Raw genomic sequence first — 11,078 nt, 5'->3', positions numbered from 1 at the left:
TAATATGGGCTGGGTTACTACCACTTCTCCGTTTACAATGCCCTGGATGAGTTTGTTTTGTTCATCTATCTCTATTTTGTAAGAAGAGCGGCGGATTTCTTGGATATTGGTGCCATAGGTCTGATTGAAGCGGGTTTGGTTGGCCTGGTAGGCTGACTCCGCCGCGGCCTGGTAAGGTGTTAATATTGATAAGGCTATTTGGGCATAGGCTTCGGCTACATGGTTTCGGACATCCCAATCACTATCATTAAACAATCCTATAAGCTTGTCTAAGATCTCTATTCTTTTGGCTTCATCATAGATAGATAAGGCTATCTGGCCATAGGCTTTGGCTGCGGAGTCTCGGACAAGCCATTCACTGTCATTAAATAATCCTGTAAGCTTGTCCAGGACTTCTATTCTTTTAGCTTCATCCCGGATGGATGAGACTATCTGGCCACAGGCTTCGGCTGCGGAGTCTCGGACATCCTCATCACTGTTATTAAACAATCTTGTAAGCTTGTTCAGAACTTCTATTTTTTTGGTTTCATCCTGGATGGATGAGGCTATCTGGCCGCAGGCTTCGGCTGCACAGCCTCGGACATCCTCATATACATCATCAAGTAATCCTGTAAGCTTGTCTAAGATCTCTATTCTTTTAGCTTCATCCTGGATGGATGAGGCTATTTGGCCGCAGGCTTCGGCTGCACAGCCTCGGACATCCTCATATACATCATTAAGTAATCCTGTAAGTTTGTCTAAGATCTCTATTCTTTTAGCTTCATCCCGGATGGATGAGGCTATTTGGCCATAGACTTTGGCTGAGGATTTTCGGACATCCGAATCACTGTCATTAAACAATCCTGTAAGTTTGTCTAAGATCTCTATTCTTTTGGCTTCATCCCGGATGGATGAAACTATCTGGCCGCAGGCCTCGGCTGCGGAGTTTCGGACAGACCAATTGCTGTCATTAAACAATCCTGTAAGCTTGTTCAGAACTTCTATTTTTTTGGTTTCATCCTGGATGGATGAGACTATCTGGCCGCAGGCTTCGGCTGCACATCTTCGGACAAGGCCTTCACTGTCATTAAACAATCCTGTAAGCTTGTCTAAGATCTCTATTCTTTTGGCTTCATCCCGGATGGATGAGACTATCTGGCCGCAGGCCTCGGCTGCACAGCCTCGAACATCCCAATATTTATCATTAAACAATCTTGTAAGCTTATCCAGGATTTCTATCTTTTTAGCTTCGTCCTGGATGGATGAGGCTATCTGGCCGCAGGCTTCGGCTGCACGTCTTCGGACAAGGCCTTCACTGTCATTAAACAATCCTGTAAGTTTGTCTAAGATTTCTATTCTTTTAGCTTCATCCTGGATGGATGAGGCTATCTGGCCGCAGGCTTCGGCTGCGGAGTCTCGGACAAGCCAATTGCTGTCATTAAACAATCCTATAAGTTTGTCTAAGATCTCTATTCTTTTGGCTTCATCATAGATAGATAAGGCTATCTGGCCATAGGCTTTGGCTGCGGAGTCTCGGATATCCGAATTACTGTCATTAAACAATCCTATAAGCTTGTCTAAGATTTCTATTCTTTTAGCTTCATCCTGGATGGATGAGGCTATCTGGCCGCAGGCTTCGGCTGCGGAGTCTCGGACAAGCCAATTGCTGTCATTAAATAATCCTGTAAGCTTGTTCAAGATTTTTGTCTTTTTGGCTTCATCCTGGATGGCTGAGGCTATCGGGCCTAATGCTTTTATACCTGCCGGGGTATTTATAATGCCAAACATGTCAAGCATCTCAAGCGCAAGTTCGGGAAGAAGTGCGGCCAGAGACAGTATGGCCGCTTCTTGAGATTCCTCGTCTTGTTTATTCAATAATCCAACTATACGCGTAATGACAGGTTGTATCTGCTTGGGCAGGCCTGTCCCGATATGGTATATAATATACGCCCCTGCCAAACCATATTGGCTTATAAGCTTCTCAAGGTCATCAGAGGGATCTCCAAATATAGGCTCTAAGTCTATGCCTTTTAAGGCTTCCATGCTATAGATAAGGCCTTTTATGGTGTCTTTGTCTTTATCGCTCTGGAGGCGTTTATAATAGATCTCTCTTAATGCCCAGGCTAAGGCAATATTGGGATTTAGGTGTTTGTGCTGTTTTATAAAGTCAGCTATCCTTATTATCTCGCGCAAGGATACCCTGTATCCTTCGGGGGTATCCTGGCCTATCATATTACCCCTTACAAGGTCCTGGAATTTGTTGTGGAAAGAGATAATTTCATTTACATCTAACTTTACTTCGTCAAATACGACTGTTGGATCGGGTTTAAAATAATTAATCGTTGATTGCGGCCTCAACGATGATTTGTTCTGCGCAAAGTGACAATTATCAGCAAGAGAAATCTGAAAGTTAGATGTTATAGTAAATATAATTGATACAATTAATGATATGCATCTTAAATAAAAACTATAACACCTTTTATATTTAAATTGACCATGATCCATAAACACAAATTCCTTAATTATTATATAATAGGTTTATTCATCAATAGTTGCATTTTTAGATAGTTTTTATAAGTTTTTTAAATATATAGTAAATATAGCATATACTTAAAGTTATGTCAATGGCATCGCATTAAATTATGTAAAATATTACCGAAACACCTGTAGCAATGATTCCAATGTAAAACAATATCCTGAATCTTTACCACTTAGGGGCATGAAAATAGCCCCCGCTTCTTGCTTCCACAAAAAATCAACGGGGGCTATTCGCCTATCTGCTTCATTCAACCAGGCCTAAAAAGCTATTATCGCTTTTTCAACTTGAAATAGGTCTTGCTTGACAAAGGCTATATTTTCTTATTCAACTTCTTCTGCAATTCTTTAGCGTCTTTATTGGCTTTCGCTTCAGCTTCCTTACCTTTCTTCTTTGCCTGCGCTTTGGCTTCTTTTGCCTTTTTCTTCGCTTCATTCATCTGTGCCTTACGCGCTTTTACTGCTTCATTAACTTTTGCAGACAAAGCTCTGCCTTTTAATCCCTGCTCTTTGGCCTGCTTAACAGCTTGAGATACAACACTCTTCGCTTCCTGCGCCGTAGCGCCGTTTTTGACAAGCGTTTTTACCGACGCGGCTACAGATGGGGTTTCCTTCGCCGTGATAACTCCTGAATCTTGCAATTCAGCTGTCACCTGCTTAGTAACCTTAGAAACATCTTCCGCGTATGCCCAGGCCGCAAACCCCGCCACCAACATTGTAACTAACAGCAATTTTCTCATACCTCCTCCTTTCGTAAAAATACTATTATTCAAAATCAGAAATATCAGCAACCAGCTCACATCTGTGAAGCCGCCGCTTAACTGTTATTTTACCAGCAAACACGGTAAAAATACACTTATATTTTAGTCAGTGTCAATCCAAAATTAAAATGTCCGGTTTTAATTAAAAGTAGCAGTAGCAGCTTTTCTTTCTTTTTGGTTCTTTTTCTTTCTTTGTTAATACTGTGAATTAGTGTATAACTCATGATACTTTTCGCATCCTAAACTTCCTAAACAGTCTGTAGGGGTGGTCACGAGGCAATATATACCTTGGTTTTCGTTGTTTTAGCTTTTGTTTTGGCTTTTGAGGCCTTTTATCTATAAGCTTATGCTTAAGCTGGCTATCCTTGTAATAAATATAAAACTTGCCATTTAAGCGCTCTTCTATTGTGACTTCTTTTGCCTGTACAGGCTCTAATATCTGGTAGAATCGGTTATTATGCTGTATTGTAAAGTCATTCCTTAAGGCTGTTTTATCCTTTATTGAGAAGACCCTGTCTAAATTAATATCTTTAGGAACAGGCCTGTGAAGATTAGCCGGCTTTAAAGCTATTACTGCAAACATAGCATTATGCCTGCCTATATAAGAACCTAATAGAGTGTTTGCGTCTTTTATTGTGCTGATATTCGCAAGCCTTAACTCTTTGACAAGCCTGTCCTGATGGGTTTTAAAAGAACGCTCTATCCTTCCTTTGGCTTGGGGTGAATTAGCGTGTATTGCATCAACTTCGAGCTCTTTTAAAGCACTTTCAAACTGGCTTAAGGCCTTGGCATTACTAAATTCAGCTTCTAAGTTTAATTTTGCAGTCGACTTATAGGTAGAATGCCTGTCAAGGTATACGCTTTGAGGTATGCCGTAACGGATAATATGTCGCTTAAAGGAATCCATGGCCGGCATTGTACCTTCATAATCATAGAACCTTGCGTATATCTTGCCTGTGGCATCATCTATATAACCCATAAGCACGCAATGGGGGCCTCATTCCTCTACCCACGCATGATGTGAGCCGTCAAGTTGTACTATCTCCCCGGACGAGTGCTTTCGCTGGCGCCATTGCCTGTGTTTGCGCTGTTTGCGCTTTATTGTCCATGCATTGTATTCCATGAGCCAATTGCGAAGAGTCTGATCTGCTATTTTTATCTTATCTGCCTCAAAGAGCTTTTCATTGGCAAGGGTAGGACCAAAGTCGTAGTATTTTTCACGGTATAATTTTATTGTATGTTTTTTTATGTCCTGAGGGAATGCCCTGTTGGAAGGCTTTCCCCTTGAGCCATGGATTATAGCCGAGTCGCCATATTGCCTTACATTGCTTATTATTCTTATTTGCCTGTCAGATAGGCCTAATATACTATTTGCGTCTTTTTGCTTTAATCTTTTGTCTATTACCTTGTGTACTATGTGTAACCGTTTTAATTCCCTTTGGCTCATTAAGATAATGTCCTTTCCTGCCATAATAGCCTCCTTCCGAAAGCAGTATTATAGCATGTTTCAAATAGGACATTTCTAAATGTGTAAAAAGCGGACATTTTAATTTTGGCTTGACAGGATAAGAATAATTCTCTTGACTATTTTTAGGTTTGATACTATAATCGAAAATGAATCGAAAGTAAGAAACTAGGATATGCTTACAAAACGCAAAAGACAAATATTAGACTTCTTGAAGGCCTATATAAATAAACATCACTACTCTCCTTCCTTAGAAGAAATAAAAAAACATTTCCGATTATCCTCCGTAGCCACGATTCATTACCATATACGCCAATTACAAGATATGGGTTTTTTGGATAAAACAAATAACCATCCTAGAACGATAGACGTCCCAGCGGAACAAAAATTAATGCGGATTCCAATTCTTGGTACTATTGCGGCCGGGCAACCCATTGAGGCAATTGAAAACAAAGAAAGCATCGCCATACCCCAAAGCAAAATTAATTCTAACGATGAATATTTTGCATTACGAGTAATTGGGAATAGCATGATAGATGAAAATATAAATGAAGGCGATATTATCTTAGTAAGAAGACAATCAGTAGCTGAAAATGGACAAAAGATAGTTGCACTTATTGATAATTATAAAACGACTCTAAAGAAATTCTATAAAGAAAGAGGGCATATTAGACTTCAGCCTGCAAATAAATTCATTGAGCCAATTATTATAGATAAAAAGAGAGAATTTATTATACAAGGCGCAGTAGTTGATGTTATAAAGAATGCTGCCTCCAAACCCCTAACTATTACACCTCCAGTTAAAGATAAACCCAAAAAACATGATAAATTAACCTTAAACAAAATTATTTGTGGGGATGCGATTGAAGAAATTAGAAAAATTCCGGATGAATCCTGCCATGTTATTATTGCTGATCCTCCTTATAATATTGGCAAAGATTTCGGCAATAATTTAGATAAAAGAGACTTGGAAGAATATATTGCATGGTGTAAAACATGGATTAATGAATGTACCAGAATAATGAAGCCCCGCGCCACAATGTTTATCTATGGATTCAGTGAAATCTTAGCTTATTTATCTGTTGAGATTCCCTTAAACCGGAGATGGCTAATTTGGCATTATACTAATAAAAATGTGGCCTCTCTCCAATTCTGGCAAAGGAGCCATGAAGCAATTATCTCTTGTTGGAAAAATGATCCTGTTTTTAATAGGGATGATGTACGAGAACCTTATACTGAAGGATTCTTAAATGGAGCGGCCGGAAAAGTTAGAGCAGGAACTGCAGGGCGATTCAGCCGAAATGGAAAAGAAACTATTTATAAAGCGCATGAAGCAGGAGCATTGCCTAGAGATGTTATTAAAATACCTGCATTAGCCGGAGGCGCTGGCATGACCGAACGTTGGTTTTTATGTAAAACCTGCGATAACGTTTTTAAGCCAGGCGCCCTTAAGAAACATATTAACCATGATATAACAAAACACCCAACACAAAAACCTTTAGAGCTCTCGGAAAAGCTAATTAAATCATCGATACCTAAAAATGGCGGCACAGTATTGGCTCCTTTTGCCGGAGTAGGTTCGGAATGCGTAGCAGCTAAACAACTTGGACTATCTTATATCGGAATTGAACTGAATCCTGATTATATCAGGATTGCAAATAAAAGGTTGGATAGTATTGAAGTGCAGAATACCCTCAAATTATTCTAATCGTAAAGCGCCTTCTCTTCTTCAAAAATTGTTGGCGTAAAAACTGTAAAACCATTCTTTAGAATTTTAATCTTTCCTGTATCTAACCAATCAGCCTTAAACTCACTATAGGCCTTTTTAAACCCTCCCTTCTTTTTATTTGGATCTAGAAGCATGTCAAAATTTGGAACTTTGTAAACAATTTTAATAAATTTTCCATAAAGCTGCTTTTTGGGCTTCTTTTCCGCCCTTACCTCTCTGCTAAAAGTCTCTTTTTTAACCTGGTAATTCAACTTTTTCCCTTTATAAGTAACTCTAAAGTCGGCTCCTTGATGATCTAATTCTGAAGACATTTCTACAGATTCTTCTCCAAAAACCGCTTCGGCTACGTAACCAGCATGAATTTGAGTAATGATACTCGCCCAAGTACGGTAAATCCTCGCAGGCAAACCTTTATAAAAACAGGTCCTGCACATCTGAGTCTTGTTACGAAATAATTCTAGATTTTTGCGATATAATTTCTTGTATTCCTCATAGAATTGTTCGTAAGAAAGTGTTCTTCTTTTATCCCAATAAGTCTTATAGAGCAAATCTAATGCTTGAATTTCTTTAGGCAAATCCATTTCAACTATTTTAATAGGCATGAATCTATTACGATAGTTACTCAAGTCTACAGTCTCTAAAAACTTTTCAAATTGTTTATTGTCCATGTTAGCCATATCTTTCCATTAAAATAATTCTCTTACAGAAACATTAAGTGCTTTTGCAAGCTTGGCAATATTTTTAAGCGCAATGTTTCTTTTCCCGCATTCAATCTGACCGATATATGTTCGATGCAAATCAGCTAACTCAGCAAGCTTCTCTTGAGAAAGATCCTTCTTGAGACGATATTTACGCACCTTAGCGCCAAATTGTTCTAAAATTAATGCCATAATAACTCACTCCTTTATTGACACTATTATATATTTATGTTATATTTAAGTCTACAGAATCCGAGTAACATATATTAATAGAAAATGGTTGTTTTTTCCTAAAAATTTCAGCAGTTTTTTAAAAGATAGCGCTAGGCGGGGCGCGGCCCCCACCCGGCGCAAGCCACAGCTGCGCCGCACACGCATTGCATTAGCACGCAACGAGCGGCCCAGCGAGCGCCTATAAACTATGAGGGGAATTGGCATGGATTCGTGGAGATTTTCAACAGAAATTATCTCTTACACAATTCCAGCTTCTTATCTCTGGTAAGGCCTTTGATGTAACATTCACGCTTTTGAGCCTGGGATTTGGTTGGGCATTCTTCGGAATAAATGAGCTTTACTGGCCAGCGATATTTGGTATAACGACAGCCATTACCTTTATTATGGTCGTTTACTCGACGAGAAAGGTTATTGGTAACACCTGTATATAGGGTTTTATCGCGACAATCTATAATGTAGACATGCCAGGACATGGTAAGGAAACACTCCCGGGTTGTGTGGTTTTAATGAGTAAGGCTCTTCGGCCACTCAAAAGGTTATGGCCTAAGGCACTTCGGGTGCTTCGCACCCTCAGTGCCAAAATTTTGCCTTTAGGCAAAATTTTGGGGTGGCTAACGGGAGTTGAACCCGTACCAAGAGAGCCACAATCTCTCGTGCTGCCGCTACACCATAGCCACCACAATTGGTTAATAGCTAATTGCAAATAGCTATTATCAATATGTTTTTTCTACCTTATCAAGGTCCTTCGCTGCACATGAAATCCTCCTATTTGTCGGATTTCACTGCTTGTTCAGGGCCAAACATTGCTTTGCAAAACTAAGGTCCTTCAATACCTACAATACGCCTATTCGGCGTATTGCTTTACGGTATTTCAGGGCCATTTTTGCCTCCGCAAAAATGGCGTGCCCGGTAGGACTCAAACCTACGACCCTCTGCTTAGAAGGCAGATGCTCTATTCAACTGAGCTACGGGCACACTTAGTTAACAGTTCACAGATAGGTGAAAAATCAATCGTTAACTACAACATTAACATTTCTTAACAAAGAACTAATTAAACCATTTATCATTTTAGCCAATTCATTGCAATTGACTGTAAGCTTTTCGTATACATCTTCTCCTATATATGACTGCTTTAAAGAAATTTGAAGCAAAGGAACGCACTCATATATGGAACCTCTCGCTATTCTTAAAAATTATGCGAAATCCCGTTTATTAGATCTGCCATTCCCTTCTGCTATATTATCAGGTATAGAAATAGATGCTCTTCTAATCTGGCCTGCTAAGACATGTATTCCTTCCGCAACAGATAAAGCTTTTTTATACACATCCAATTTCTCAAAGTCAAAGGCCATATCTTTACCTGTGAACTAAACTGGTCGGGGCGCTGGGATTTGAACCCAGGGCCTCCTGCTCCCAAAGCAGGCGCGCTAAGCCAAACTGCGCTACGCCCCGATATCTCTGTAAAGCCTTATAGAATCTGTTGTTTTTTTAGAAATTTCACAATAGAAAGCCTCCGAAAGATTGAAAAAGAGGCTAATTATAGTATATTTTGTTATTATACTTGTGATACCGCGTATAGTCAATCATAAAACAGCCCGTAAAAAACAGGCATATCAGGGCAAAAATATCCCCGTATTTAGTATAAAAGCTAAACCCGGGCCGCGGGCTTAAGCCTATTTCATCGGTTATAAAACCCTCCACAAATATATTCTTACCGCCCGCATTTATCTGGCGGTATATCCTCCCGGCCTTGTTTATAAAACAGGTAAGCCCCGTATTGGCAGAGCGGACAAGCGGCCTCCTATTCTCTATCGCCCTGAAAACAGAATTTGCGGCATGCTGATAAGCGGCGGAGGTTTTGCCAAACCACGCGTCATTGGTAATGTTTACCATAAAATCAGCGCCTTTAATGACAAAACGCCTGGCAAGCGCGGGGAAGATATCTTCAAAGCATATCAGACAGGCAAAAGCATGCTGTCCGGTATTCGCGAGATTAAACAAGGTATATTCACTTCCGCTCATAAAATTTCCTGTTATGGGCAAAACCGGCCTTAAGGCGCCTAAATATTTCTCAAAAGGTATAAATTCTCCAAACATCACAAGGCGCAGTTTATCGTATCTTTGCAGTATCTGCCCGCGCTCGGAATAGAGTAAGGCGCTATTAAACTCAACAAAACCGTTTTCATCATCAATGCCTGCCATAGGAGCGCCCAAAAGCAGGCGCGCTCCGGACGTCTTGGCAATTTCTTCGGCATAAGACATAAGCCGCGCTTCCTTGTTAAGATAACCTGGTATAGCGGTTTCAGGCCATATTATCATATCAGGCCCCGACTCTTCTGCCTGCATGGTAAGCTCTTTATAGCGGCTTAGTATATAATTTTTATATTGTATATCCCACTTCTGGGTCTGCTTGATATTGGCCTGTATAAGAGACAGCCTGATAGTTGTGCCATTTTTTTTACCGCCGGTATCATATACGGACATCTGCAGGCGGCTGTAGTAAAAAATTAAAACAAAAATAACCGCTAATATAAGCCATGATAAAAAAACACGGGGCTTTATTCCTTTTAAGAAACCGCCATTAAACGCGGGTAAAAAATCATTGCTGTTATCCTGTCTAAAAAATATTAATTTAAGCGTTAAGAAAACGCAGATATTGGCAAGCACTATCAGAAAAGACACTCCATAAGCGCCGGTGATATCAGCTATTTGTATAAGGGGTAATTGCCTGTATTGGGAATATGCCAAAAGATTCCAGCCTATACCTCCAAAAAAATTAGATCTGGCATATTCAAGCAATACCCACACGGAGGGCAGGGCTAAAAAAAACACGCGTCGGTTTGCGCCTTTTTTGCTTACCTTCATTGCCATCAGGCAGAATATGCCGAAAATACCGAAATAAAGCCCTTGATATAGAGACAGGAATAACCAGCCTGTTAGTGTTACCCGGGCAAGCCAATACATAGAGGCTGTAAAAAACAATAAACCGCATAGATACGAAAACGCAAAGGCCCTCTTATAAGACAGGCCTTCAATGGCAAAAAATAACGGGACCAGGCCTATCCATACCGTATACGGAAAATTAAATGAGGAAAAACCGAGTGCCAATAAGAGCGCGCTTGAAATGGATAAAAAAAGGCAAGGATTCATTCGTGAAAAAACCGGCGCATATTTTTTATACCCCTGTTCGCGAAGAAACCGGCCGGCTGATATACCGGGCCGGCGCATAAGGCCGGGGCAAAGACAATTCTTAAAAGAGGCTATTTCCCGCAGCATTTTTTATATTTTTTACCACTTCCGCAGGGGCAGGCGTCATTTCTGCCGACCTTTGGCTCATTACGCTTGATCGGACTTGGCGCGCTTTCTTGAGATGTGTTATAATTCTGACGCGGCGGCATGGCCATATCAATATCACCGGATGATAATGTGCGGGGCGGATTTATATCCCTTATCGGCACGGGCGAATCGTGCACAAACCTGCGCGGCACAGAACCAAAAACTCCCTGGGCATTCTGGGTCTCTATGGCTTGTATCCTGAATATATATCCGAGCGAATCATCTCTTATAGAGTCTATCATGGACATAAACATATCATAAGCCTCCCTCTGGTATTCTACAAGGGGGTCTCTTTGTCCATACCCTCTAAGATGTATGCCTTCTCTTAAATGGTCTATGCC

At 40.4% G+C, this 11,078-nt stretch carries 10 protein-coding genes and 3 tRNA genes; 1 reads left to right on the top strand and 12 read right to left on the bottom strand.

Translation table 11 applies throughout. The features are described 5' to 3' along the window. From PHV77_07275 to PHV77_07260, 4 genes are all read right to left on the bottom strand, one after another. Nucleotides 1–2,484 (bottom strand): HEAT repeat domain-containing protein (locus PHV77_07275; protein MDD5505079.1); only part of this gene is annotated, 2,484 nt, incomplete at its 3' end. Nucleotides 2,485–2,828: 344 nt separating this feature from the next. Next, nucleotides 2,829–3,254 (bottom strand): hypothetical protein, encoded by a 426-nt coding sequence (locus tag PHV77_07270; GenBank protein MDD5505078.1) that lies wholly within the window; start codon nt 3,252–3,254, stop codon nt 2,829–2,831. Nucleotides 3,255–3,495: 241 nt separating this feature from the next. Beyond that, nucleotides 3,496–4,260, bottom strand: coding sequence for a hypothetical protein (locus PHV77_07265; GenBank protein ID MDD5505077.1), 765 nt, complete (start codon nt 4,258–4,260; stop codon nt 3,496–3,498). Nucleotides 4,261–4,272: 12 nt separating this feature from the next. Continuing rightward, nucleotides 4,273–4,746 carry a hypothetical protein gene (locus tag PHV77_07260; GenBank protein MDD5505076.1) on the bottom strand — a complete coding sequence of 158 codons (474 nt, stop codon included), beginning with the start codon at nt 4,744–4,746 and terminating at the stop codon, nt 4,273–4,275. Nucleotides 4,747–4,915: 169 nt separating this feature from the next. Here PHV77_07260 and lexA point away from each other — a divergent pair, with 169 nt between their 5' ends. Continuing rightward, on the top strand, nt 4,916–6,448 hold the full coding sequence (lexA, locus tag PHV77_07255; protein ID MDD5505075.1) for a transcriptional repressor LexA: 1,533 nt from the start codon (nt 4,916–4,918) through the stop codon (nt 6,446–6,448). On the opposite strand, the gene PHV77_07250 is transcribed toward lexA, so the two are convergent. The 8 genes from PHV77_07250 to PHV77_07215 all read right to left on the bottom strand — a co-directional run. Then, nucleotides 6,445–7,137 carry a TaqI family restriction endonuclease gene (locus PHV77_07250; GenBank protein ID MDD5505074.1) on the bottom strand — a complete coding sequence of 231 codons (693 nt, stop codon included), beginning with the start codon at nt 7,135–7,137 and terminating at the stop codon, nt 6,445–6,447. The two genes, lexA and PHV77_07250, sit on opposite strands and share 4 nt — an antisense overlap. Before the next feature lie 18 nt (nt 7,138–7,155). Next, on the bottom strand, nt 7,156–7,359 hold the full coding sequence (locus tag PHV77_07245) for a helix-turn-helix transcriptional regulator (protein MDD5505073.1): 204 nt from the start codon (nt 7,357–7,359) through the stop codon (nt 7,156–7,158). 272 nt (nt 7,360–7,631) lie between these two features. After that, nucleotides 7,632–7,874, bottom strand: coding sequence for a GIY-YIG nuclease family protein (locus PHV77_07240; GenBank protein MDD5505072.1), 243 nt, complete (start codon nt 7,872–7,874; stop codon nt 7,632–7,634). Between the two features lie 130 nt (nt 7,875–8,004). After that, a tRNA-His gene (locus PHV77_07235) sits at nt 8,005–8,078 on the bottom strand. 221 nt (nt 8,079–8,299) lie between these two features. Then, nucleotides 8,300–8,376: transfer RNA gene (locus PHV77_07230), tRNA-Arg, on the bottom strand. Between the two features lie 398 nt (nt 8,377–8,774). Next, nucleotides 8,775–8,853 (bottom strand) — tRNA-Pro (locus PHV77_07225). Between the two features lie 81 nt (nt 8,854–8,934). After that, on the bottom strand, nt 8,935–10,677 hold the full coding sequence (gene lnt, locus PHV77_07220) for an apolipoprotein N-acyltransferase (protein MDD5505071.1): 1,743 nt from the start codon (nt 10,675–10,677) through the stop codon (nt 8,935–8,937). Continuing rightward, nucleotides 10,662–11,078: SEC-C metal-binding domain-containing protein (locus PHV77_07215; GenBank protein MDD5505070.1), on the bottom strand; the 417-nt coding region annotated here is incomplete at its 5' end. The genes lnt and PHV77_07215, both read right to left, overlap by 16 nt.

It is taken from the genome of Candidatus Omnitrophota bacterium, assembly GCA_028716165.1.
GTDB lineage: Bacteria > Omnitrophota > Gorgyraeia > JABMRG01 > JABMRG01 > JAQUQI01.
Note: the sequence above shows the minus strand (reverse complement) of the source record. Positions and strands in the feature narration are given on the sequence as shown.

What these genes read in the sequence shown, in the direction of transcription:
- PHV77_07245 (MDD5505073.1), bottom strand. Translation starts at nt 7,359, where the DNA reads ATGGCATTAATTTTAGAACAATTTGGCGCTAAGGTGCGTAAATATCGT.
- lnt (MDD5505071.1), bottom strand. Translation starts at nt 10,677, where the DNA reads ATGCTGCGGGAAATAGCCTCTTTTAAGAATTGTCTTTGCCCCGGCCTT.
- lexA (MDD5505075.1), top strand. Translation starts at nt 4,916, where the DNA reads ATGCTTACAAAACGCAAAAGACAAATATTAGACTTCTTGAAGGCCTAT.
- PHV77_07260 (MDD5505076.1), bottom strand. Translation starts at nt 4,746, where the DNA reads ATGGCAGGAAAGGACATTATCTTAATGAGCCAAAGGGAATTAAAACGG.
- PHV77_07240 (MDD5505072.1), bottom strand. Translation starts at nt 7,874, where the DNA reads ATGTCCTGGCATGTCTACATTATAGATTGTCGCGATAAAACCCTATAT.
- PHV77_07250 (MDD5505074.1), bottom strand. Translation starts at nt 7,137, where the DNA reads ATGGACAATAAACAATTTGAAAAGTTTTTAGAGACTGTAGACTTGAGT.
- PHV77_07270 (MDD5505078.1), bottom strand. Translation starts at nt 3,254, where the DNA reads ATGAGAAAATTGCTGTTAGTTACAATGTTGGTGGCGGGGTTTGCGGCC.